This window comes from Pedobacter sp. 05T44, from assembly GCF_056395985.1.
This window is the reverse complement of sequence record NZ_JBFTKO010000022.1, coordinates 30,488-56,052: the sequence shown is the minus strand read 5'-3', so window position 1 is coordinate 56,052 and position 25,565 is coordinate 30,488. Positions and strand designations below refer to the sequence as shown.

At 38.3% G+C, this 25,565-nt stretch carries 22 protein-coding genes; 13 read left to right on the top strand and 9 right to left on the bottom strand.

Translation table 11 applies throughout. The features are described from left to right. Positions 1-21 precede the first annotated feature (21 nt). Positions 22-471: an SRPBCC family protein gene (locus AC1DDK_RS23525; RefSeq protein ID WP_337718196.1), complete on the top strand. Its 450-nt coding sequence runs from the start codon at positions 22-24 to the stop codon at positions 469-471. Positions 472-615: 144 nt separating this feature from the next. Here AC1DDK_RS23525 and AC1DDK_RS23520 read toward each other — a convergent pair whose 3' ends face one another. Beyond that, complete coding sequence (locus AC1DDK_RS23520; protein ID WP_172660253.1) at positions 616-1,254, bottom strand: HAD family hydrolase; 639 nt, start codon at positions 1,252-1,254, stop codon at positions 616-618. Between the two features lie 101 nt (positions 1,255-1,355). Here AC1DDK_RS23520 and AC1DDK_RS23515 point away from each other — a divergent pair, with 101 nt between their 5' ends. Both AC1DDK_RS23515 and AC1DDK_RS23510 read left to right on the top strand, forming a co-directional pair. Beyond that, on the top strand, positions 1,356-2,105 hold the full coding sequence (locus AC1DDK_RS23515) for a DeoR/GlpR family DNA-binding transcription regulator (protein WP_337718197.1): 750 nt from the start codon (positions 1,356-1,358) through the stop codon (positions 2,103-2,105). A 4-nt stretch (positions 2,106-2,109) separates the two neighbouring features. Next, a complete protein-coding gene (locus AC1DDK_RS23510) occupies positions 2,110-2,730 on the top strand; it encodes an NUDIX hydrolase N-terminal domain-containing protein (protein WP_172660255.1) in 621 nt (206 codons plus the stop codon). Between the two features lies 1 nt (position 2,731). Here the strand turns inward: AC1DDK_RS23510 and AC1DDK_RS23505 are convergent, their stop codons facing one another. The 3 genes from AC1DDK_RS23505 to AC1DDK_RS23495 all read right to left on the bottom strand — a co-directional run bounded on the left by AC1DDK_RS23505 (position 2,732) and on the right by AC1DDK_RS23495 (position 7,522). After that, positions 2,732-5,506, bottom strand: coding sequence for an outer membrane beta-barrel protein (locus AC1DDK_RS23505; protein WP_337718199.1), 2,775 nt, complete (start codon positions 5,504-5,506; stop codon positions 2,732-2,734). 113 nt (positions 5,507-5,619) lie between these two features. After that, entirely contained in the window at positions 5,620-7,104 is a 1,485-nt protein-coding gene (locus tag AC1DDK_RS23500; protein ID WP_337718201.1) for a M56 family metallopeptidase, read from the bottom strand. A 19-nt stretch (positions 7,105-7,123) separates the two neighbouring features. Then, positions 7,124-7,522: a BlaI/MecI/CopY family transcriptional regulator gene (locus AC1DDK_RS23495; protein ID WP_288883279.1), complete on the bottom strand. Its 399-nt coding sequence runs from the start codon at positions 7,520-7,522 to the stop codon at positions 7,124-7,126. Between the two features lie 274 nt (positions 7,523-7,796). Here AC1DDK_RS23495 and AC1DDK_RS23490 point away from each other — a divergent pair, with 274 nt between their 5' ends. After that, entirely contained in the window at positions 7,797-8,324 is a 528-nt protein-coding gene (locus tag AC1DDK_RS23490) for a DinB family protein (protein ID WP_477634098.1), read from the top strand. A gap of 246 nt (positions 8,325-8,570) precedes the next feature. Continuing rightward, positions 8,571-10,931, top strand: a complete 2,361-nt coding sequence (locus AC1DDK_RS23485) for a TonB-dependent receptor (RefSeq protein WP_337718203.1) — start codon at positions 8,571-8,573, stop codon at positions 10,929-10,931. Positions 10,932-11,011: 80 nt separating this feature from the next. Here the strand turns inward: AC1DDK_RS23485 and AC1DDK_RS23480 are convergent, their stop codons facing one another. After that, positions 11,012-11,737 (bottom strand): SDR family oxidoreductase, encoded by a 726-nt coding sequence (locus tag AC1DDK_RS23480; RefSeq protein WP_172660261.1) that lies wholly within the window; start codon positions 11,735-11,737, stop codon positions 11,012-11,014. A gap of 99 nt (positions 11,738-11,836) precedes the next feature. Here AC1DDK_RS23480 and AC1DDK_RS23475 point away from each other — a divergent pair, with 99 nt between their 5' ends. After that, positions 11,837-12,244: a winged helix-turn-helix transcriptional regulator gene (locus AC1DDK_RS23475; protein ID WP_288883284.1), complete on the top strand. Its 408-nt coding sequence runs from the start codon at positions 11,837-11,839 to the stop codon at positions 12,242-12,244. 5 nt (positions 12,245-12,249) lie between these two features. Here the strand turns inward: AC1DDK_RS23475 and AC1DDK_RS23470 are convergent, their stop codons facing one another. Beyond that, on the bottom strand, positions 12,250-14,484 hold the full coding sequence (locus AC1DDK_RS23470) for a S41 family peptidase (protein WP_288883286.1): 2,235 nt from the start codon (positions 14,482-14,484) through the stop codon (positions 12,250-12,252). Between the two features lie 241 nt (positions 14,485-14,725). Between AC1DDK_RS23470 and AC1DDK_RS23465 the strand changes: the two genes are divergently transcribed. From AC1DDK_RS23465 to AC1DDK_RS23445, 5 genes are all read left to right on the top strand, one after another. After that, the gene (locus AC1DDK_RS23465) at positions 14,726-16,537 is read left to right on the top strand and encodes an alpha-1,3-galactosidase-related protein (protein ID WP_337718205.1); all 1,812 of its coding nucleotides are present in this window, start codon (positions 14,726-14,728) and stop codon (positions 16,535-16,537) included. An 82-nt stretch (positions 16,538-16,619) separates the two neighbouring features. Beyond that, positions 16,620-17,831 (top strand): S41 family peptidase, encoded by a 1,212-nt coding sequence (locus AC1DDK_RS23460; protein WP_337718207.1) that lies wholly within the window; start codon positions 16,620-16,622, stop codon positions 17,829-17,831. Between the two features lie 29 nt (positions 17,832-17,860). After that, positions 17,861-18,328, top strand: coding sequence for an SRPBCC family protein (locus AC1DDK_RS23455; RefSeq protein WP_288883289.1), 468 nt, complete (start codon positions 17,861-17,863; stop codon positions 18,326-18,328). A gap of 672 nt (positions 18,329-19,000) precedes the next feature. Continuing rightward, positions 19,001-19,354: a colicin immunity domain-containing protein gene (locus AC1DDK_RS23450; protein WP_477634101.1), complete on the top strand. Its 354-nt coding sequence runs from the start codon at positions 19,001-19,003 to the stop codon at positions 19,352-19,354. A 652-nt stretch (positions 19,355-20,006) separates the two neighbouring features. Further along, entirely contained in the window at positions 20,007-21,176 is a 1,170-nt protein-coding gene (locus AC1DDK_RS23445) for an aldose epimerase family protein (RefSeq protein WP_337718209.1), read from the top strand. A gap of 60 nt (positions 21,177-21,236) precedes the next feature. Here AC1DDK_RS23445 and AC1DDK_RS23440 read toward each other — a convergent pair whose 3' ends face one another. Further along, a complete protein-coding gene (locus tag AC1DDK_RS23440) occupies positions 21,237-21,878 on the bottom strand; it encodes a DUF47 domain-containing protein (RefSeq protein WP_172660267.1) in 642 nt (213 codons plus the stop codon). A gap of 147 nt (positions 21,879-22,025) precedes the next feature. Here AC1DDK_RS23440 and AC1DDK_RS23435 point away from each other — a divergent pair, with 147 nt between their 5' ends. Together AC1DDK_RS23435 and purU are read left to right on the top strand one after the other, a co-directional pair. After that, on the top strand, positions 22,026-23,270 hold the full coding sequence (locus tag AC1DDK_RS23435) for a hypothetical protein (RefSeq protein WP_337718211.1): 1,245 nt from the start codon (positions 22,026-22,028) through the stop codon (positions 23,268-23,270). 51 nt (positions 23,271-23,321) lie between these two features. Further along, positions 23,322-24,149 carry a formyltetrahydrofolate deformylase gene (purU, locus tag AC1DDK_RS23430; RefSeq protein ID WP_337718213.1) on the top strand — a complete coding sequence of 276 codons (828 nt, stop codon included), beginning with the start codon at positions 23,322-23,324 and terminating at the stop codon, positions 24,147-24,149. A 97-nt stretch (positions 24,150-24,246) separates the two neighbouring features. On the opposite strand, the gene AC1DDK_RS23425 is transcribed toward purU, so the two are convergent. Next, on the bottom strand, positions 24,247-24,534 hold the full coding sequence (locus AC1DDK_RS23425; RefSeq protein WP_337718216.1) for a chaperone modulator CbpM: 288 nt from the start codon (positions 24,532-24,534) through the stop codon (positions 24,247-24,249). 21 nt (positions 24,535-24,555) lie between these two features. Continuing rightward, positions 24,556-25,485, bottom strand: coding sequence for a J domain-containing protein (locus AC1DDK_RS23420; RefSeq protein ID WP_337718218.1), 930 nt, complete (start codon positions 25,483-25,485; stop codon positions 24,556-24,558). Positions 25,486-25,565 lie beyond the last annotated feature (80 nt).

The window sequence follows — 25,565 nt, the reverse complement described above, 5'->3', positions numbered from 1 at the left end:
TCAATACTAAAAACTACTCTTATGTCAGACAACAAAGTTTCATTGCACAGAGTTATTAAGGCATCGCCTGATAAGGTATATCGTGCCTTCACCGAAGCCTTGGCTATCGCTTCGTGGTTACCACCTTATGGTTTCCTTTGTACTGTACACAGTATGGATGTTAAGGTAGGTGGTACATTTAGAATGTCGTTTCAAAATTTCACAACTGGTAATGGCCATTCATTTGGTGGAGAATACGTAGAGGTTAAACCAAGTGAGTTTTTGAAATACACAGATAAATTTGACGATCCAAACCTGCCAGGAGTAATGACCACTTCTGTTTGGTTTCAAAAAACATCGGTAGGTACGGAGCTAAAAGTATTGCAAGAAGGGATTCCTGCAGTAATACCAGCCGAAATGTGTTATCTGGGTTGGCAGGAATCGATTGAAAAATTGATTAAGTTGGTAGAACCTGAAATACCGGATGCTTGATTAGCTCCGGTTCAAACCACTGAATCAATTTTAGTGAAAATTGGTAATCGTCAAATATGGCTGACGGGAAAAGCAGTTGATCAGAAACGATCGGTCACAAAAGGAACGTTTTTCTAAGGCTGGACCCTCAGCATGATGATGAGTTTAATCTAAAACCCAACTTTGAAATCCCTCTACTGATTTAAATAACCATTCGGGGTTTAGTGCTTGCAAGGCAGTAATATCGGCAGTACTTGCCCAAGCTGCTGCTGCAATGGGGATGCCAATTTCCTTACAGTAAACTATATCGCTTGGTGCATCACCAACATACAGACATTCTTCGGCCTCGGCCTTAAAACGCTTTAACACAGATCTGATACCGTTCACTTTATTAGGGCCATCTGGCGAACCGGTTTCTAACACATCAAAGTATTCTGACAGGCCAAATTGTTCAAGCGAAATTTTTGTGCTGTACTTACCCTTTCCAGTAACCATGGCCAGTTGTACGCCTTTATTTTGCAAGCTTTCGAGTAACTCTTTAATCCCCTGAAAAGGGGCTGGGCAGGTATAATGTAGTTGTTCGTAATACGTCAGGTAAGATTTTACACCGGCATCCTCGTGGAGTGGAATCAGTTTTCTTATGGTGCCTTCTTCAGATGGGCCAAAGGTTGCCACAATTTCTTCGTCGCTAATCCGCTTACCTAACAATGGCTCTATGCTCTTTTTAAAAGCAGCAATACATAATGGTAAGGTATCTGCAATGGTTCCGTCCAGGTCAAAAATGATTACTTTGAAATTTGTCATTGTCTTTGAATTAGTATTAAATATGCAAATATACGCTATTTTTTGTAAATATTATGCAAATATATTGTATTTATTTGTACTTTAGATGCAAATAATTTGCAATGACAAAATCAAAACGCCAACAACATATCTTAGATCAGTTGCGTCTGAACGATCAGGTGAGCTATCAGGAACTGGCAGCAAAACTGCAAACTTCAGAAGATACTATAAGGCGTGATATTCGCGAGATGGCCGATGCCGGCTTAATAACCAGGGTAAAAGGTGGGGCACAGCCAAGAGCCATATTACCAGTTACTTACCAGGAAAGAGAACTGTATGCAAATGGGGAAAAGMGGGTTGTAGCCCAAAAAGCAGCACGTCTGTTTAAAGATGGGCAAGTTGTTGTTTTCGATGGTGGTACAACACCTTTTCTAATTGCCAGCTATTTGCCACGGAACATTGAATTAACCCTCATTACCCATAGCTATCCTATTGCCAATTTAACCTTTGATTTTCCCAATATTGAACTCATTTTTGCAGGAGGGAAAGCTTCCAAAAAGTCGAAAGTTTCTACCGGTTTCGATGTGCTTAAAAAGTACAATACCCTTCACGCAGATATCAGCGTACTCGGTGTACATAGTCTGCATATCGATCAGGGTGTAACGGACCCTGTACTGGAAGAAGCGGACGTTAAAACACGGATTAGCGAAATGAGCGACCAGTTGATCGTTGTACCTACCACAGAAAAGCTGAATGCAGTATCGACCATTGAAATATGTAAAACAGATGTTATCGACCTGATGATCACCAATCTGGATCCCGAAGATTTATTATTACAACCTTACCGGAAAGCCGGGATAAAACTCCTTTAATATTATGTCGTCAACGATTTTAAATTATGCCAAGCGCCTCAGGTCTATTGCCCATTTGGGTTTAACTTATGCCAACAATGAATATGATACAGATCGGTATCGGGAATTGGAGCAGATCAGTTTAGAAATGATGAACATGGCAACCGGATTACCATCAGATCAGTTAGCTGGCTATTTTAGCGCAGCAAAGGAATATATCACCCCCAAAGTAGATATACGGGCAGTTATTTTTGACCACAAAAATGAGATTTTGCTGGTCAAAGAGAAAGCAGATGGCAAATGGTCTCTGCCAGGCGGATGGGCAGATATCGGACAGTCTCCAACGGAAGCCGCTGTAAAAGAAGCTTTAGAAGAAACGGGCTTTAATGTTAAACCGATAAAGCTATTAGCTGTGTTGGATAAACGCTGCCATCCACATCCTCCTCAATTAGATTACGTATACAAGATCTTTATTCAGTGTGAAATTACAAGCGGAGAATACAACCAGGCATTTGATATTTTAGATATGGGCTTTTTCAAACAAGATGATTTACCGGAGCTTTCGGAAGACAGGGTGCTGGCCGGGCAAATTGACTTAATGTTTGAGTATTTAAATGATCCTGAAAAGCAAGCATTGATTGATTAAATTAGAATCTAAAAAAGGTATCTCTGCCACCAACCTTGCCGCCAAAATTCTGAATGTTGTAAGTCAAAGTTAGCAAGCCATGACGGCCTAAATTATTCGTGCTGATATCCCGGATATAGTTCTCGCTGATGTTAATAGACCTCCTTGTATTAGTATTTAGAATATCATTCACCGCAAACTTCAACTGAGCTTTGTCGTTCTTTAGGAATAAGAAAGTAAGGCCGGCATTCCAAATTTGAATGTTATTGTTAAACCCTGCTATGGTTTGGGTATTGTACTGTAGCTTATAGGTTGTTTCCCAAACCATTTTTTTTGGAAAACGAAGAACCAGTTCAGTTTCACTTGTATGTACCAGAAAATCCAGATCACTATAAAAAGGATCGTCATAAGAACTTTTATTAATACCCAGGTTATAGGTCTCGGCAAACTCAAACTTATCATTTAAATTAAGTCGAGTGTTGAGTCTTGGGGTTAAAGCTATATTATTGGCGAAACTTTTTACTGAATTAACCAGTACTACATCGTGATTATAGGTTAGCCAAAAACCACCTCCAAATGTAAACTGGTTCTTGCCATTTTTAATCTCCTTGCTTACGGACCCACCGCCATTAAACTGCCATATGCCGTCTTCATTAACAGGAGTGTTTACCTGAACACCGTTGTCGCGTACTACCCTGGACATCACAATTGCATCTTTCTGAAATGTCAGGAAGCCATTATAGAAATAATTGAGCAAATGTTTTGTGTCATATTTAGATACCCTTGTTCCAATTTGATGAGCTCTTGCAGGTCTCAGGTTAGGATTACCTTCTTGTATGAACAAAGGATTAGAGTTGTTGGCTACAGGCTGAATGTATTTTACATCTGGTTCTCTGAAAGATGGGGAGTAATCCAGACTAAAGGTCTTGTATCTCACCGTCAGCGAAGGGGCAACGAAGCGGTAATGCTGTTCAAATGAGGCTGCGCTATTGAAATTGTTTTGCAGGTCAATGGTATTAAGTACAAAACCTGGCTGGATGTTAAAGTCCTTTGTAATCTTCCATCTCAAACTTGCACGTGAATTGCTTTTATATCCATTTTGAGTAACTGTTTCTGATAGTGTAGGAACCGCAATATCATACGCCTGATTTAGTGGGTTTTTATAAAAAGTAAATAGGGCATTTTCATTGTCAAGATAATTGCCGCCAACAGCAAAACTTAGTGCAAACGCTTTGCTAATCGGTTCGGCATAGTTGGCATTTAAGCTCAGTCCAAAATTACGGATGTTGTTATCTCTTAGCTGATCTGTTACACTATTTGAAGGCGGATTATAGAAATCATTCTTCGCTATATTAAAATTATCATTGAGATTATCTCTTTCACTGATGCCTATGGCAGCATAGAAAGTTCTTCCAGGTTTCTTAAAGTCTTTCCAGAAACTGCCGTTAAAATAATACTCTGTATTTGTTCCCCGCAATCTACTATCATTTATCCCATTGTTCAGTAAAATGCTACTAGCATCCCTGGTCTCAGTTTGTTGAAAGCCATTGTTGCGAACAGTGCGAAGAACAACAGAAGGCTCCAGTATTAGCTTGGTCAGCGTATCAATTTGCCATTCAGCCTTGGCGCCAATGTTGTGGTTATAATTCTTGTTGCGCTGATTGGAATTGGTTGTGGTGTGTAGCTTTTCATTACCCAGATTTTGATTAGCATCAATGATCTGTTCAAGGGAGTTATCAATCGACCCAAAGAAATACTTACCGTTCACTATTATCCCACCTTTGGTAAGTGTATTAAAATTTGCACCAGCCCCGGTTGAACGCTGCACTCCTGCAGAAGAGCCACCAAATGAAATGTCATTTACAAAAGCAGTTCCATCACTATTGGTATACATAGAACTAATGCCGCTTCTGGAAAACCCACCAATACGTGAAATCTCTCCAACATTAAAACCTGGTTTGTTCACATTGTTACCATAAGCCAGCAGACTTAGTTGTGTCGTATCTCTGAAAAAATTTAAAATGCCACCAGTTTCATATAACTCTTTTAGACCACCACCTGCATAAAGTTTACCAAAAGCGCCCTGTTTGATGGCTTTCTTCAGCTTTAAATTGATTACCTGTGGCACATTTCCGGCCAGTAGATCCGGATCCTGTCTTTTGGCCTCCTGATCGTCAGTAACCTGAACTTTGTCTATGATATTTGCGGGGAGATTCTTGGTCGCAATCTGTTGGTCCCCTCCAAAAAACTCTTTTCCGTCAACCAATATCTTACTAACATCTTTACCATTTACCTGTATACTGCCATTTGCAGCAACCGTTACACCAGGAAGTTTTTTCAGCAAATCATCTACTACAGCAGTGGGAAGGGTTTTAAACGATCCGGCATTAAACTCAATCGTGTCTTTTCGAACAATGATAGGGGGGCGTTCTGAATAGATAACCACCTCATTTAAAGCATTTGTTTTCACAGACATTAGCAGATTCCCCAGATCTAAGTTAGTGCCTGCTGTAGTTAGCGTAACCTCTTTACGTAAAACCAAATATTGCCAGGCATTTACCACCAGGCGATACTTTGTTCCAGCTTCCAGGTTTGAAATCTTGAACACACCTTTGTCGTCAGACAGTTTGTAGGTCGTTAAAACAGAGTCCTGCCCCTTAAAAACGGAAATTGTAGCATAATTAATGGTCATTTTTTGATTGGCACTGTCAATCAGCACTCCGGTAAGGCTGCTTTTTTGGGCAAATAGAGTCACCGACAATAGCGCAAAAGCTATCGTTAATACGTTTCTTTTCATAAAGTTTCTAAATTTTAGGCAATAGGCTTCCTCTCACTTTTTAGTGATTTTTAAATTTTGCAGTAAATAATTGTTATTTGTTTAGTCTCAGGTATTTTGCTTTTCTGTAAGTTTTATCTCGGCGAATCTCCAATTGGGCCAGTTGGACCAGGACTTCCTTTAGGCCCGGAAGATTCTATTTTCACACGTAACTTAGACGATCGTTCCGCAACCTCCTCAGCTCTAATCCTGACCTCCTCGGCTCTTGTTTTAGCTGCATCTATTCTTATTTTGGATTGGTCCAATCTTATCTTCGCTTCATCAGCTCTCGCCCTTGCTTCATCAGCTCTCGCTCTTGTTTCATCGGATCTTATTTTTGCTTCATCAGATCTTCTCTTATTCACCTCAGACCTCTTCCTGTCTTCTTCAAACCTCGCTTTCGCTTCATCAGATTTTATCTTAATCATTTCAGACTGAACAACATTTGCTCCAGGCAGCTTCGAAGAATTACTTCTTTTAAGTTTAACCCTCTTCTTTGGCGGCCTGGTGGTCAGTTTTTTTCGAAGCTTTAATGTGTCGGTCTGTGGCTTAATTGTATTTTTAGCCACAAGAGTAAGCAAGTGATCAGGAGTGTTGCTTACGCTTTGTGAACCTACAGACGAAAATGCTGCAGTCAACACAACAGCAGTTATCAAACAAACAGTCAGTAAGCTTTTTTCTATGCCACTCAAAGTATGGTTATCATTTGAAACCATCCGTCTCACACGTCCAACTAAACTGTTTCTGTTTGCAGAAAGCATCATTGCAAATCGCTGATTTGCCTGGTATTGCTGGCAAGAAAGCAAAGCATTTATATAAACTGTTTTATTCTGTTTAGTGGCTATTACCATATCATCACAGCAGTTTTCCCTTTCTTCTTTAATCAGCGTTGATATCCATAAAACTGCCGGATTAAAGAAAAATATAAGCTCCAGAAAGTTTTGCAATACATTGACCAGGTAATCCCTACGGCGAATATGACTTAACTCATGAAGTAAAATTACCTCCACCTCGGCAACGGATAAATTAGTCAGCAAGCCAACCGGAAGTAAAATCAGCGGTTTTAAATGACCAAGAACCATTGGTATTTTTGCAATCCCAGACTCAGCTACAGTTATTTTATTTTTAATCTGCAACACCTCACACAAATAGCTGACCTTATCTTCCCAGTATTTCCCTATTGGTATCAGCTGTTCGCGCTTCAAACGATACAGATTATAAAATCCTACACCAAGCCTGGTAAATTTGATGCAAATCATTAAAAACCAGATAAGCACAATGATCTCCGATTTTGAATTCAAATATTGATAACCGGAAAAAAGAATGTTGTTCTCACTTGAGCCAATTGTCTGATTATATACGTCCTTAATGTCCTCGGTACCAGTCAAATGGAAAAATAGGGTCAAGCCTGTGGCCAAAGTAAACATTAAAAGATATCCAGCCAGTAATCTATACCTTAACCTGGCGCTCGACTTACGGGTAAAAATGATAGTTAAACCAGTAACCACAGAAAGTACCAAACCTAACCACAGAGATTGTAGTAAAGTATCGCAAATTGCTTGTATCAGCTGATGTTTCATATTGAAAATGATTAATTAGTTATTCCTCATTAATTTTGTTTAGCAGGTCTCTAATCTCTTTCACATCCTCTTTTGATGTGCTTCCGTTTCCTAGTAGTTGTACTACCAGCTTACTCGCAGAACCATTATACATTGCGTCTACAAATTTCTTCAAGAGGTGACGCTTTGTTTTCTCTTCGTTTTCTGTAACATGGTAAATGTGTTTTACCGCGCTTTCATCTCTTTTCAGGATTTTCTTTTCGGCCATGATTTGCATCAGCTTCAAAGTAGAAGTATAGTTKATTTCCCTGCGTTCATTTAGTTTATCATTTACAAATCTAACTGACGACGGACCATATTCCCATACTACCTGGAGTATCTCAAGTTCCGATTTAGTAGGTTCAATTTTGTTGTTTTCAGTTTCGTTATTTGCTTTCATAAATCTAATGTAGGAATTTTTTCGTACGAAACAATAGGTAGTTATATTTTTATTTTCTGCTCGTCCAAATCAGCCCGCTAAAATGTCTATTTTGACCTATGCCAGGCAGCATCATTGCATGTAAATTTGATTAATCATTAAAGATTAATTAGATAACTATGAAACCATCCGATTTCACTATCAAGGACAAGAACTTAACTTAGCTTAATTGTTTGAAAAACAGTAAATTTATAAGAAGGAAAAGTCTAAATACTCACCCTAAAATCTAAAAAACATGAAACTTAAAAGTTTAGCCGTGGTACTATTTTTAATCATAGGCAGCCAAATGGCAAAGGCGCAAGTAACAGTAACCGATCTGATAAAGGAATGGGAAAGGTCAAAAGCTTATACTAAGGAATATCTGGATGCAATGCCAGAAAGTGGCTATGCTTTAAAGCCCACTCCAGAAATGCGATCTTTTGCCGAACAGGTGTTACACCTGGGTGATGCCAATTATGGTTTTGTTTCGGCTGTTACAGGTACTAAGAGCCCGGTTGGGCAGGGGGAGCTGGAAAAAACCAGTGATAAATCCAAAACCAATGTGAGCAATTTGGTACTGGCCAGCTATGATTTTGTGATCGATAACATAAAAAAGATGACCGATGCGCAACTCGATGCACCCATCAAATTATTTGGAAAATTTGATATGACCAAAAGATTGGCTCTGGCTAAAGTTTTTGAGCATCAGGCACATCACAKAGGACAAACAACTGTATATCTTCGATTGGCAGGCGTTAAACCACCGCAAGAAAAACTTTTTTAGGTACGTTTTCTGGAACCTCTAGATTCTGTTAAAGGGACAATTTAAATTACTCCCTTAACAGAATCTTAAAAATCAGGTCATTTATTTAGTTTCCTTTACCAGAACACCTTTTGCATCCCATACCAATAAGCTGCCCTTAACAAGATCATCATCTGCATGATCAAGAGTAAGCGTAATATCATGTATTTTTATTTAGATTCATTATAATTAATGCACTTTGCTTACTTTCGGCAAAAAATAAATACGATGATTAAAAACTTACTTTTGCTGCTCTCATTTTTAATGCTTTCCTTTTCTCTGACCTATGGACAGAATATTAAAATTAATGGCGTGGTTACTGATAAAAATTCTGGGATTCCATTTGTAACCATCGAGGCAGACAAATCGATAAAAACACAAACCGATACTAAGGGACATTTTACATTATTTGTAAAAGCCGGGAAACCGATAATATTAAAAACAAAGGCTGTAGGATATAAGAACCTAAATATAGAATTAGGATCTTTACAACGTGATACAACCTTAAACTGGATATTGGAACAAGAGAACAATACGTTGGAAAATGTTGTCATCTCTGCGACACGTAAACCAGAAAATATACGGAACATAGCTGGTTCAGTAAGTGTTGTTTCAAAAAAGAAGCTAGAATCAGAAATGATTATCAACCCTGATCTAAGCACCATTTTAGCCAATCAGGTTCCGGGGTTCGCGCCAACAGCACAAACAGGAAATAATGTAGGACAAAATCTTCGAGGACGTCCAATGCTTGTTATGATTGATGGTGTAAGCCAGTCTTCACCCTTAAGAAATGCAGAGGTAGATCTACGTTCTATCGACCCTGCAGTTTTGCAGCGAATAGAAGTTGTAAAAGGTGCAACGGCAATTTATGGAAATGGAGCAGCCGGCGGATTAGTCAACTACATTACACTTGTTCCAGATACTGCGGCAAAGTTTGCAGGAAAAACGTCTGTTAACTTAAATGGATCGATGATCAACCCAAAAAACTCCGGAGGTGGACGCATCAATCAAATGTTTTACGGGAAGGTTGGAAAAATGGATTACGTAGCTAGTGGAACTTATGAACAAACCGGTGAATATAAAGATGCCAAAGGTGATGTGGTTGGTCCGAACTATAGTTTAGGCGAAACTGACAGTTACAATGCATTCTTCAAAGTTGGTTACCAGCCAACTAAAAACCAACGTTTGCAACTCGTTTACAATCTGTACAGCAGTTTGCAGAACAGCAATTTCACACTAGTAAATGGTAATCTTGCCACGGGTCAAAAGGCTACAGGAGTTTTAGGCAAACCTCTAGGCATACCAACGGGGGTCGATTACAACCATAATATCCATCTATCATATAAAATAGACAGCATATTATTGAACACTAGTCTGCATGTTGATACTTACTTTGAAAAACGCAAAGATGTATTTTACGTCTCTTTAGGTCGTTTTGATGGTGGTGATGGACAATCGCTTGCTACAAATGAGAAAAAAGGTGCCCGCTTATTTTTAGAAACACCTGTATTACAAACCTCGGCCTTAAAGGCAACACTAGCTTATGGTGCAGATTTTTTAAAGGATAAAACTGCACAACCTTTAGTTGATGGCAGGACCTGGGTACCCGAAATGGATATGGCCAACCTGGCTCCATTTGCACAGGCAAGTATAACGGCATTAAAAGATTTGATATTTACCACGGGAATTCGTCTGGAACATGTAAATATTAATGTCGACGACTACAAAACATTGCGCACTACAAATGCAACAGGGGGAACATTAACGCCTTCTTTTGAGGTTACTGGTGGCAAATTAAAGTACAACACCTATTTGTATAATGCTGCATTAAAATATAACCGTTTTGCATTGTTCAGTCCTTTTGTTAGTTTCTCTCAAGGCTTTTCAGTGATGGATATTGGTCTGGCATTGCGTGAGGCTAAAGTGAATAGCATTGATAAGATCAATACCGATGCCGTAAAGGTGAATAATTATGAGGCTGGTTTTCAAAGTACTTATCAGGAGCTGACTTTTCTTGCTTCTGTGTACAAAAGTACATCGAAACTTGGTATTGAAGTCGTATACGATGCAGCTACCGGATTGTTTAATACCGCAAGAAGTCCAGAAGAAATATATGGATTTGAACTCGCTGCCAATTACAAATTGATGCCGTCATTAGAATTGGGTGCAAGTTATAGTTACACCGAAGGTAAACGCGACATTGATAACAATGGCAACTTTGATGACAGTGCAGACATGTATATGAATGGCCGCCGAATTTCGGCACCAAAGATTACCGGAACGGTTACTTATAGCCCGTTGACCATATTAGATTTAACACTTAATTATACCGGAATAGCGTCACGTAACCGCTTCGAGAAAAATGCTTCAGGCGTTTACAATGGTAACGAAGGAGCAGTTAAAGCATATAACCTATTCAGTTTTACAGGCAGCTACAGGGCTAATAAAAACACCCGGATTACCTTAGGGGTGGAAAACCTGTTTAACCAGGATTATTTTCCAGCAAGGGCGCAATGGTTTATGCAACCTGGTTTTTATTCCAAGGGCAGGGGTACAGCAATTAACCTGGGCTTATCTGTAAACTACTAATTTTAGTCACATTTAAAATAGAATTATCATGAGAAAATCGTCTCGATTTCCTGATGATAATTCTTATTAGATTTAAAAATCTAGCCCTTTAGTTTTTCTAATGCTTCCTGAAATGCTGAAGCATAAGCCTTTGTGTTGCCCACGGGAACATCAAACTGATTTTTTTCCAGTGCTATAAAGAATTCATCTGCAACTTCTTCAGGAGGAATGCCATTTGCACCGCCTATTTCCGCCGAAAATTCTGTATTTACCAAAGGAGGGTATACTTCGTATATCTGGACGTTTTTTTGTTCTTCGTAGGTGTACCTCAATGCAACGGTATAGCTGTGCAATGCAGCTTTTGTTGCRCCATAAGTAGGTATAAATTTATTACTACCATAAACAGCTATCGAAGAAACATTTACAACCGCTGATTCTGCTTTTTGCAGCAGGTGTGGCAGTAGCAATTCCGTAAAGTGGATTACACTAAAGTAATTTGTATTCATTTCTATAACAGCCTTCTCGTGTGCATTTGAGGTTTCATTCAAAAGATAACTAAAGGCTGCTCCGGCATTATTTATGATGATGTTCACATCTGGGTGATGCTCTTTCAGGTGTGCCGCGATACGGACCCTGTCAGCTTCTACCGATAGATCGCCCTGGATAGCGACAGCATCGCCTAATTCTCTTAGTGCATTCTGAAGGCGTTCTTCATTACGTCCGTTAATGATGACTTTGTTGCCTGTTGCATTTAATTTTTTAGCAATTGCTAATCCTATTCCGGCGCTTCCGCCACTAATGAATACTGTATTTCCTGTTGTTTTCATTGTTTATATAAATTTAATTCGTAAATTTGCTTGCATTTTGCAAGTGCAAATATACATTTCAACTTGCAAAATGCAAGTGATTTTATAAATATTTTTATTATGGATACAAAGAAGAGGTCGGATTGCCCTATTAGCTGTTCACTTGATGTCTGGGGAGACAAATGGTCGCTGCTGATCGTTAGGGATCTTATGTTTGCGAAACAGTGCACATATGGCGATTTTTTAAAATCGGACGAAAAAATAGCAACCAATATTTTAGCCGCCCGATTACAAATGCTCGAAGAAAATGGGATTGTTGCCAAACTAAACCATCCCGACAGCAAGGCAAAAGTTTTATATAGGCTCACACAAAAAGGGATTGATCTATTGCCTATAATGATCGAAATTAACCTATGGGCCGAAAAATATTTTACCCTACCTGCTGAAAGGAAAGCATTGTTGAAAGAGATAAAAAAAAATAAAGAAGGCTTTTTAAAAGCTAGAATAAAGGAATTAAAAGAATCTTAATATAGCTACTTATTTATCAAAATCAGTTTTTTAGCCTCTTCCAAAACCTCGTCTTTTCCGGTTAGTATGCCATCGATGGTTGGTCTTACTACTTTGTTAATTTTTACTCCAACACGTTGAGCATTAGTGCCGTCAGGATAATACACCCCCAGGCCAGAATACCAGGTTGTAATAGCACCCGGTAAAGAAATAGGGGTAACGTTGCCATCGGCACCAGCAGACGAGCTGCCTATAACAGTAGTATTTGGAGCACTTTGCAAAGCCATCGTAACAAACTCTGAATTGCTCTGTGAATTTTCATTAACAAGCACTACCACTTTTCCCTTATAATAATCTGTTGTTTTAATCCCGGTTTTGGCAGATTCTTCATATGTAAACATACCAGGATTGCTGATGGATCGGCCAGTAAATTTTGCGAATATACTCGAGTCTGGTTTGAAATAGGCAACAAAGGTACGCTCCATTTCATCAACCGGATAGCCACGCATGTCTACAATAATCCCTTTTGTATCTTTAAATTTTGTTTTTATGCTGTCTAGCATGGTGTTTTTATAAGCGCCACAATAAACGTAACCAATACCGGTATTTATTAATTGGTATGCAGGTTTATGAGATTGCAGGTAAACATCATTGACCTTGCTTATTTCTAAGCCTTGTTGAACCACAGTCATGGGCACATTGTTTCTAATGATTTGTAGGTTAAAAGTGCTATCGATACCTCTTCTCAGGTAAACACTAGTCATATCTCTCAATGCAGTTCCATGGTTTGAAGCTGGGGTGATAGGCAAGTATTTATTAATTAACGATTGTACTTCCTCTCCGTTAATAGCAGTTATAATATCGCCTCGGGTTAGGTTCTTAGTAAGGTCAAAGGTTTCTTTGAGAGAACTTGTAACTATAAGCTGATCCCCCACAAATCCGGCATCAAAGGGCAATCTATATCTTCCCAGATCCTGTTCACGGACTTCGCTTTCAATAAATGCATGCGAATCGTGGATACTTGCAATTAGTTTAACCATTGCCTTTACATAGGTATGTTCATTATCAGCTTTAATTACCTGTGGGATAAAAGCAGGAAGGATAGTGCTCCACTTCTCAGTAGTTAGTTCTCTGTTTGGACAAAAGTATTGAATCATACTCCAGTAACGATAAAGCGCCAATAAGCGTAAACCTGCATCAGGGTACTTCTTGTCAGCGTATTTGTTTTCATGCAAAAAAGAACTGTTTCTTATATTAATCAGACCACCTACATAATAATTCGTTGTGATGTTTGTGTTCTTTAAAATGTAATCCAGTTTGGCAGAAAGCGTTTTGCTAAAAATTTTATTCTTGAATAAGCTTCCGTAATCAGGTCTAACGGCGATGGTTGCAAGGCTAGGCTGTGTTTTGCAATCTGCGCAGGGCGGAACTTTGCCTAATTTATCAACCCATTTTTCCATCACCTGCGATACCTGTATATCGGTTCTGCAGCTAAGAACCTCAGGCAATACACGGAAAAGTTCTGCATCCCAGTTATAATCACCATTGGCTACTGCCGGATGATGGTATTTTAGAAAGCCCCATACTTCCCCGAGTAAGCTTAAGTTTTTTTGAGTTGAGGGGGTTAAAGGAATGGCATCTATTCCAGAGTTTTGATTTAGTACCGTGTCTTTTAATGCCTGATATATATTAGCTTGTTGCTCCCGCGCTTCATCTATTGGCTTTTCGTCCAGATACAGGCGCAAGCTATCAACCCAGACCGTGCCTTTGCCAGCCAGTACCGCACCAACGTTTATGGCTACTATTTCACGACCATCATAAGGTAGCTGAATCATAAACTCTTTCCAGTCATTTGTGCCTGTTAAAGCCTGATTCTCTGAATTCTCGTAGCCCACACTTTTTCCATTGATGCCATCTGTGCGCATCCAGATCCCAGCAAAACCACCAGTTACGTTTTGGGTTTTTAGGTTCCCAACTAGCATTAATTGTTTTCCCTTAAATCTTTTGTTTATTTTAAAGTTTATGCCCCCGTAATCAGCACCTGCACTGTCGGTAATAGAAATGGCATATTTTCCTTGCAGTTTAATTGTACTATCCAGTTTTACGATGTACGGGCTTTGGGTTTTTATTCTAAGATTCCAACCCTCCGGATTTCCTGTGCTGTCTAGCACTTCAAAGTTGCCGTTAAACTTGCTTTGCGCCTGTGTTAATGCGCTGCATAACAGGAGTATGGGGAAAAGAGAGCGTTTAATTCTTATCATAGATCTAATTTACAGAATTAAGGATTCACTGCTATATTTTGCAATCAAGTTTAACTTTTTTTAACGTCATAGAATAATACGTGATAACTCATAGTGCCAGTATATCAAGTCAATATATTGCGTTAATTCGCGAATTTATGGTTATCCCTTTTGTTYAGTAGTTGCTAAAATTGATAATCCCTCGCCAATCCAATATTTTTAATAGTTTTGAGATTCGTAAAACTAAAATAAACTACACACCTTGAAAAAAATCATCTTATTGGTTTTATTAACCACAGCTCTAAACTTTTCATTAATGGCGCAAAGTAACGTCAAAATATACAAGTTATCGGCTTATGGCATAAAACCTAATTCTGGAAAAAATACCACACCTCTGCTAACTTCATTGCTTAAGGAGATCAAAAGTAAAACTTCGGATCTCGATAAGGTGATTATTCAGTTTGAAAAAGGTAGGTATGATTTTTATCCAGAAGGTGCTATTAAGCGAGAATATTATATCTCGAATCACGATCAGGACAACCCAAAAATAGTAGGTATAGAAATAGAAAAATTCAACAACATTACCTTGATTGGTAAAGGAACCGACCTGATGTTTCATGGGCGTATGCTTCCTTTGGCATTAATTGAAAGCAGTAATGTGAAAATAAAAGATCTGAGTATAGACTTCGAAAAGCCTCAGATTACCCAGGTAAAGATAATTTCAAATGATACCACAGCAGGCAATATTGTATTTGAAACTGCACCATGGGTGAAATATAAATTAAAAGACAGCACCTTTTACAACACAGGAGAAGGATGGGAAATGCAGCCAACATCAGGCATTGCCTTCGAAAACGGCACTAAACATATTATTTTCAATAGTGGTGATATTAGAGTAGGTACCAAGAGTGTAAGTGAGGTTTCGCCAGGTAAAATCAAAGCGTACCACTGGAAGAATAAGAAACTGATTTCCGGAACGGTAATAGCCATGAGGAGCTGGCATCGCCCTGCACCCGGTATTTTTGTTCACAAAGGCAAAAATATCAGTTTTGAAAATGTAAAGGTACATTATGCAGAGGGAATGGGGCTTTTGGCACAGCTTACAGAAAACATCTATATGGATGGTTTTGGCGTTTGCCTGAGAGGGAAAAATGACCCGCGATATTTCACTACACAGGCCGATGCAACGCATTTTTCGGGATGCAAAGGAGAAATCATCTCTAAAAATGGTTTGTACGAGGGTATGATGGACGACGCAATTAATATCCACGGAACCTATCTTAAAATAACAAAGAAACTAGATGATCATACGGTAATTGCTAATTACATGCATGAGCAATCTTATGGTTTTGATTGGGGAAACATACAGGATACAGTGCAGTTCATACAGTCTAAAACCATGGAACTATGGAATGCAAAGAATACTATTGCGGCCATTAAGCCAATATTGCGCAATAGCACTGATCCGATTAAGGAATTTAAAATTGAATTTACCAAAGCGCTGGATCCTGTAATTGATCCTTCCAAACAGGATATTGGAATTGAAAACTTATCATGGACACCGTCAGTTGTTTTTACGGGCAATACCATTCGCAACAACAGAGCAAGAGGTGCACTGTTCAGTACGCCAAAACCTACACTTGTAGCAAATAACTTATTTGACCATACTTCCGGATGTGCGATATTGCTATGTGGCGATAGTAATGGCTGGTATGAAACAGGATCGTGCAGAGACATTACTATTCGCGATAATAAGTTTGTAAATGCCTTGACCAGTATGTACCAGTTTACCTCTGCCATAATCTCCATTTATCCAGAAATCCCCGATCTTACCAATCAAAAGAAATATTTTCACTCGGGGATAAGGATACTGAATAACCAGTTTGATACCTTCGATCAGCCTATTTTATATGCAAAGTCTGTGGATGGACTTGTTTTTACAGGCAATAAAATTCAAACAAATAAAGAGTATCCGGCATTTCATAGTAATAAGAAACGCTTTCTTTTTGAACGTGTAATAGGTGTGGACTTTAGTGATAATAAAGTAGATGGAAAACCAATAGAGATGCTTTAGATCTCGGATAATTTTCATATTCATTATGCAACATTATAATATTTTAGATGTCTTGTTGGTGTATACAATGAAATAAACAATCATGATCAGATTAACAATTCTCCTTTGCGTTATACTACTTCAAAGTGGTTTAAGTTTTTGTCAGCAATTATCAAAAGCCGATTATTTTCAAGATCTGCAATATTTAAAAGATACGCTGTCTAAGCGGCACATCAATCTGTTTGCCAAGATCAGTAAAGAAGATTTTGATAAAAACATAGCTTCAATTAAATCCCGGTTAACAGATTCCGATAATGAGAAATTTACTACTGAACTTTTCAAACTCACTGTTGCTATTCGCGATGAACACACCCATATAGAACCGGTTTTTACCAAAGTTGTACCTATTAGGTTTAACAAGTTTATTGAAGGAATATATGTAACAGCAACAGACACAGCCAATGCTGACGTGCTACTTTGCCAGCTAACTGCGGTGAATGGACATGCCATTAATGAGGTGATGAGTCGTTTCAAAGAGATCATACAAAGTGAAAATCCTTCATTCTTTGACACAGGTTTTTTGCGTTTCATTAATAATCCTCTTATTTTGAAAGGTTTACAGATTACCAGCAATTCAGATGAGACTACATTTGATTTCACCGATCTAAATGGTAAAAAGATTCAACGAGTCATTAAATCTGTGGCTGGCGCAAACGTCGATAATTTGCCGTTGGTAGAAGCGAAAAACATGCTGCTTTCCAAAAAGAAAAAAGGAAATTACTGGTACAACTATGATGAAGGAACTGGTACGTTGTATTTCAATTACAACAAATGCCAGGAGCAAGAGGGATACCCATTTTCTGCCTTTAACGATGAACTCTTTGCTGCGATCATTAAAAATAAGCCTAAACGCCTTGTTATTGATCTGCGTGATAATGGTGGCGGTAATTCGGGTATTTTAACCCCTTTTATTGAACGTATTGAGCAAAGCCATTTAAACACTAAGGGGAAGTTTTATGTACTCATTGGAAAGCGAACCTTCTCATCGGCATTAATGAATGCAGTAGCGCTTAAGCGGGGCACTAAAGCAATCTTGTTGGGAGAGGCAACTAGTGGGAGCGTAAATCATTATGGAGAAGTAAGGGGTTTTAGGCTACCTCATACCAAAATTGTTATTGGCTATTCTACCAGGTACTGGGAAACCTGGAAGGGATATGATGGGCCTCTGAGGCCAGATATACCAATTACTTACTCCGTAAACAACTACGCAAAAGGAATGGACGAGGCAATGATTTATGTTGATAAAGCACGATAGAAACATTGTTGAAACACAAATAAGTTACCATGACTAATCGAATTGAAAATACAATTACAATAAACGCCTCTCCGGCAATAGTATGGGGAACTTTAACCCAACCCATGTTAATGAGGCAATGGATGGGAGAGCCGGAAATGGAAATAGAAGTTCATACCGATTGGCAAATTAATGGTCCAATTCTTATTAGTGGATTTCATCATATAAAGTTTGAAAATAAGGGGATCGTTTTACAGTATGACATAAACAGCGTTCTTGAATATAGTCATTTTAGCTCTGTATCGAGACTTGTGGACATACCTCAAAACTATTCAATCCTAAGATTTACATTAACACCTATAGAAAACCAGACGATATTAACGTTAGCAATCGAAAATTTTCCTACAGAAACTATATTTAAACATCTTGAATTTTATTGGAGAACTACCATTATGTTGATAAAGGAATTTATTGAAAAACAATTGGAGGTAATACCACCAACAACAATTAGTAGGTGAATATAAAAAATCTGTCGTCCTAATTTGTTTGTTTGAATCAAACCTATATATGTTAGTCGAAACAAGATATGTATGTAACGGACTAATATTATATTTTTGCGAAATCTTCAAAATAGTTGGAGCATTTAGCACCGAGTGCTTTGTTAGACAAAAACTGGTAATTTTAAAATAAAAACAGAGGGATAGGTGAAATGTACTCACGTGTAAAATGCGTGGGCACACTATTCGTTGTTATGGGTATACCAGTACCTAGTCTAGCGGATATGTTGGGTACCGCGCTTTTTGCATTAATAAAGCAAATCCCTAACTACCTCCTTCAAAGTTTCATATAATATCAGCCATGATTATTAAATATGGAAATACGTATCGCAATTCTTTACTCGCTTATTCTCGATCATTCTGATTGAGTTTTTCTAGTGCGGGGTCCTGAAACGAGTTCAGGATGACTACTGTTTTAAAGCAACAAGAAAGTTAACAAAACAGCATTAAAAAACGAATTAACTCTTCGTAATGGCCATGCTTTGCCTAAAAATTCATCCTTAAGAACATGAACGAGAAAAAGATTGAATCCTGATAAGCTGCAGGAAATAAGATGTTACAAATTATTTGTACCTCAACTACAGATAGCAAATTTCTACACCATTATGCAACAGAGTTTAAAACTGGAATTTCCTGATTCTGTCGGGTAAATGTGTTATAGCCACTAATATAAAGTTATCAGACAAAATACACMTGAAAAAGTATTTATATCTGCTTTCATTGTTATGTTCCGAAAAAATTGAGGTTCCTGAATTTGAAAGTGTATTTGTCCAAATTAGGGCTCAGGATGAGTATTGGTTGTCGGGAAAGTTTGATGAGAAAATTGGGAAGGTTTTAGATACGCTCTATCTTGATGTGAGAGATTACTCACTCGATTATTTGTACGACTGCAATGATTTTGTTAATGTTAATCTGATCAGTTTTAATGAAGGTGAAGTGAAAAGCAGAGCAGAGGAAGCTTTGAAGAAGTTAAAGGCCTTTAAATAAACCGGTAAATACAATGCAAGCATAGTAAAATTTTGGCCCGGACATTCAACCTTTTTGCCTTTTTTTTGATTAGTTCAAACGCTTCGAACCTGGTGCCACTCTGGTTCGCTACATGTTCGGCTCTGGTCGAACGAGGTACGAACAATGTCGGTCTCAGAGTGTAGCAAAAACTGACTATATTATAAGCCGCAAAACGCTTACTTTCTCAACCTAAAACCAAGCCAAAACTCATCCGATTTTTGGGTAATCAATTGGAAGTTTTTAACATCAATTGAGGAGTATTAGCCACTGGTCTGACACCCAAACCTCACAGGAGCTAAACCGGGGTTTCATATGTGTGTACACCAGTCACATACCTGTTAAACACCCAAAGGATTCCCGAAACCTGATCCTGGTTTCTCTGGCCGAATTTCAATACAAACAATTTTAGTGGAATTAACAAATAATGTTTGTTTTATTACAATTATTAGTGAAACTGGGTTTGTTCTGTTACAAATCATTTGCTATATCTTTTAAAAGAATTCATCTAATGATGTATAAAAGATAGAATTAATTGAAAAATACTGCACTTATGAAGGCGCTTTTAAAATAATACATTAATTTAGGCTTATTGAAATTAACACAACACATTATAACTAAAACCAAATATTAAATGAAGCAAACATTAAAACCAGGCTTAGCTGCAATATTTTTACTTGCAATTACAGCATGTAATGAACCAAAAAAAGTTGATTCGAATGTAGCGCAGGCCGATAGTACCGCTGCAACTGTTCAATTGGATAGTACAAAATTCCAAAAGGAAATAGATGGTAAAAAAACCAATCTGTATGTGCTTAAAAATAAAAACAATGTACAGGCCGCCTTTACTAATTATGGTGGCAGACTGGTTAGTTTGCTTGTGCCAGATAAAGATGGTAAACTTGTAGATGTTGTAGTAGGGTTTGATAGTGTTGATGGATTTGCGAATTCTACTGAGCCTTATTTTGGTGCTACAATTGGCCGCTATGGTAACAGGATTGCTAAAGGCAAATTTAGCTTAGATGGTAAACAATATACTTTGGCGCTTAACAACGGACAAAATACTTTACATGGTGGTAAAAAAGGATTCCAGGCGGTAGTTTGGGATGCAGTAATGCCTGATTCGCAAACTTTGGTACTTACTTACTTGTCTAAAGACATGGAAGAAGGTTACCCTGGAAACCTGAAAGTAAAAGTTACTTACAGCCTTAACGATGATAATGAATTGAAAATGGATTATGAGGCTACTACAGATAAGAAAACTGTGGTTAACCTAACCAATCATGCTTTCTTTAACCTGAACGGAGAGGGTAGTGGCGATATTTTAAACCACGATCTTCAAATCTTTGCTGACCTTTATACTCCGGTTGACACTACTTTAATCCCTCTTGGTAAAAATGTAACTGTAAAAGGTACACCATTTGATTTTACAACTGCTACAACTATTGGCAAACGTATTGAAGAAGCTAACGATCAGTTAAAGGCAGGTAAAGGTTATGATCATAACTATGTGTTAAATGGCACTAAAGGATTAGGTATGATCCATGCTGCCACTGTAAAAGGTGATAAATCTGGTGTGATCATGGATATCTATACTCAAGAGCCAGGGTTGCAGTTTTACAGCGGTAACTTTATGCAAGGCAAAAATGTATTTAAAGGCGGTGCAAAGGATGATTTCAGAACTGCACTTGCTTTGGAAACTCAGCATTTCCCTGATTCTCCGAATCAGCCAGCGTTTCCAACCACGGTTTTAAATCCGGGGCAACAGTATAAAACAACTTCTATTTACAAGTTTAGTAAGTAAAAGGTAAGTAATTAATGAGGGGTTAACACGATCGTGTTAACCCCTCATTAATTAATACGATTATGCATTCTTTATAAGAATAGTTTCCAATACGTTCGCAAGGTCATCGCATTTATCAGAAGCGATTTCCATACTTTGCAGTACCTCTTTCTGTTTAATCAATTCAATAGCATCAGCTTGGTGGTCAAATAAATTGCCTACTGCGGTATTGCAAATATGATCTGCTGTGCTTTCTCCCTTATTAATCTTAATACATATCTCAGCAATAAGCCTGGTGTTTTTAAAGTTCCTAAGTTCAGCTATGGCGATATTTAAATCCTTGCACATCTCTAAAAGCAGTTCGGCCAGTTCTATCATTGGCTTGCTTATGTTTTTTAGATTGTATAAGTCCATATTCATGGCTGCTGCATAAATATAATCGGCAATATCATCCAGAGAACTTGCCAGGGCATGTATATCTTCCCGGTCAAACGGGGTGATAAATATTTTACTTAAGCCCAAAAGGATGTGATGTGTAACATCGTCGCCTACTTGTTCCAATCTTGCAATTTCTTTAATGTGTACTTTTCTGTCTTCCTGATCAGGAGTGTTTACTGCAAGAACAAGCGTTTTGGCAATTTGCACAAGGTTGTTGCCTGCCTGCTCAAACATGGGTTGAAATGTTTTGTCTTTAGGACTAAAAAAATTAAATACAGAGTTCATAGTACTTTTGCTTTTAACAAAAATATCATTGCAATGTTAACGCATTGTKAAGTTTAAGTGCTATTTAACAATGGTTTACATTAAAAATTACCATTTATAACTCATGTTATATATTTTAGTAGAAATTGATCATCGCAATAGTTAAGTATGAGCAAACAGAAGAAGAAAAAAGGGAACGGTAGTTCAAATCCAGATGCAGCTAAACAGGCATTAATGCATCAGAAAAGATTTATTGAGCGTATGGAACTACTTTGCAATGCGCTTGTTGGACCGGGATATTTTGAGAAATTCCCCGAGCGAATTCTTGCGCATATGTATGCCACCAGGTATCCGGCATTAAAAATAAAGGCAAGTCCGGACTCTGATGTTTCTAAATCGACAGTTATAAAGGCTAATAAGCTGCTCAGTGCTTTTCTGGAAGATCAATATATTAATTTAAACAATGGTGAGCGGGTGTTGTTTAGTATGCTTCTTTCTGAAGGATTGCTGCTTATTCATTTCCTGCATGTGGTTCCTGCTAACTATTTTCCTCATGCAGCGCTCCTTAAAGAAGAGTTTAAAGATTATTTTCCGGATACCGAGGCTTATTTAAGTATTCAGGAAATGATGGGCACCCTGGTGCAGGATATTATTGTGTTTTTAAGTGATTTAAACAAGAGCATCATTAAGGCTGATTATGGTGAAACGGCCTGTTTTGAGATCACCAGCAACTACAATGATATTTATTTGTACGAGTTTAAGACAAATAAAACATCGATGCTTATTAACGGAGAGAACCATTCGATGATTCGTTTGGGCTGGGTTGATGAGGAACTGAATTGGATTTTTGCTAAAGTTAAACCATCGGCACTTGGCTTTAGGGTTGCCGGGCTAGATGTGCCGCTTGATGTTTATATACAAACGCATGCCCTGAAAAGGTTGCAGGAGAGGATAAATATTACACCCGGTATTATGCATTCTATTGTGTTTATGACCTTTATGAATCCGGAAATTAAGCATCATAAGGATTACGATAGGAGCCTGATTGAGTTTTATCTTTCTGATAAAAAGGCAGGATACCTGCAGGTTGAACTACATGGCGACAGGCTGGTTATCCATACTTTTTTATTTTTAACCAATAACGGGACTCCCGAAGGGATCAAGCTGGAAAAGCTTGCAGGGCTGCAGAAAGCGGATAAAATATACCTCGAGATAGATAAACTTTCGACCTTTAATTCTTATCATATCGAAAAGAATGAGCAATTAAAGGACTTGTTTATTAAAACTGGCTGCGGTTCTTTACTGGAGCTGGGGCATTTGCAGGAGTTTACCGTTAACGAGGTAAAGGATAAAGACCCTGATTCTATATTGAAATACCTTGCAGACTCAAAATACTTTAGATCGGCAGAGTAGGTTCACGCTTGTAAGAAATATTATTATCTTGCTTTCCTATTTTAACAATCGATGATAATAATAATACAGTGTAAAGATCAGATAGGGCTGGTTGCCGATATTTCGCAGATATTATCTGCAGCAAAACTAAATATTGTTTCTATGAGGGAACATGTTGATAAGGCCGAAAGTATGTTTTTTATGCGTTTGGAGGTTGATGGGCATTCTGATGAGGATTTACTTACAGAAGCTATGTGCAAGATTTTACCTGCCGGCGCACTTATTCATGTTAATCCTGTTGCCGAGAAAAGGATTGTGGTAATGGTCACTAAAGAATATCATTGCCTTGCCGATATTTTGGTACGCAATAACTTTGGTACTTTGGGAGCCACTGTGGTTGGGGTTATTGGCAATCATGATATACTGAAAAAGATTTGCGAGCGCTTTGATGTTCCTTTTTCTTTGATTTCTTATGCTGATGGGGTGAATGATCCGGAGGAGGAAATGATTGATCAGATAAATGCGTATAGTCCTGATTATGTGATTCTGGCTAAGTTTATGCGAATTCTATCGCCGCGTTTTGTGGCTAGTTTTGCCGATAGGATAATTAACATACACCATTCTTTTTTACCTGCTTTTGCCGGGGCAAATCCGTATAAGCAAGCTTTTGAAAGAGGAGTGAAGCTGATTGGTGCTACAGCTCATTTTGTAACAAATGATTTGGATGAAGGGCCAATAATTGCCCAGCAGATTATTCCGGTAAATCATTCGTTTACTGCTAAGGATATGGTAAGGTCAGGAAAAGAGATTGAAACCGCGGTTCTGGCAAAGGCCATGAGGCTGGTGTTGAGTGATAGGGTGTTTGTTTATAAGAATAAAACGGTGGTGTTTGAGAATTAGGGACTTCAAAATGCTCGTCATCCTGAATTTATTTCAGGATGAAGATAGCTTTAATAAGAGTATGACGGGTGTTTTACCAGGAGGATGATGAACCTCCTTACTGGTGTACATGCAACCGGTTTTTAAGCTCCTGAATTTCCTGTTGCATAGCATCTACTTTTTCTAGCAAATGTCTAATCGCATCTATTCCCTCGATATTGATTTGCAAATCGTAATGCAGATGGATGTACTTATCCAGTTCACCAAATTGTCTGATATGTATGTACTTTTCTGATTCAACCCTCATTAATGAAATGATTCCTGAGTCTTCAAGGGATATAATAAACTCCGGTTCAATATCATACTTAAAGCAATATTCTGTTATTGTTATTAATTCTGTTTCCATGATTAATTTAATTTAAATGCCTTACCCCAGGTTTTTTAGTTCATTAAAAAGCTCTTTCTGTTTCTCTGTAAGCTCGGTTGGTATCTTAACTGTATACGTTACAAAGAGGTTTCCAAACTCTCCATCTTTTTTATATACCGGAAAACCTTTCCCTTTTAGTCGCACCTTAGTTCCGCCTTGCGTTCCAGGGGCCACTTTAAGCTTTACTTTACTGTCAAATGTAGTAACCGTTACATCGCCTCCCAGAACGGCAGTATAAAGGTCTATTTCTGTGGTGGTATACAAATCGTTGTTAAGTCTTTTAAAGTGCAGATCGTCGCCAATATTAAATGTGATGTACAAATCCCCGTTAGGGCCACCATTTGCACCAGGTGCACCCTGACCAGCTAATTTAATTACTTGCCCATTCGCTATCCCCGCCGGAATGGTTATCCTTAGGTTTTTGCCGTTTACTGCCAGCGTTTGCTTGTGTGTGTTGTAGGCATCGCGAAGCGATATGCTAATCTCTGCCTGGTAATCCTGCCCTTTGAATTTACGGCTTCCGCGTTTTGACTGTGCTCCCGCATTGCCAAACAAAGATTCAAAGAAATCAGAGAAATCTCCGCCACCGCTAAATCCTTCGCCACCAAAATCAGCACCGCTAAAACCGCCGCCCTGATAACCTGCACCGGAGTATGCATTTTGGTTTTGTTGCTGCGATTGTTTTGCCTGTTCAAACTGATCGGCATTTTTCCAATGTTCCCCGTATTCATCGTATTTCTTGCGCTTTTCGGGATCGCTCAGCGCCTCATTAGCCTCATTTATTTGCTGAAACAACCTATTGGCATCTTTGTCGTTAGGGTTTAGATCGGGATGATAYTTTCTGGCCAATTTTCTATAGGCTTTTTTAATATCGTCCTGCGTAGCACTTTTTTCTAGTCCCAGGGTTTTGTAGTAATCTATAAATGCCATAATTAACTAGTTTGTCATTTATCTTAAGTTATTAATTGCCGATTTTGTTTTAGTTTTTGATAAATATTAAATGTAGTTGT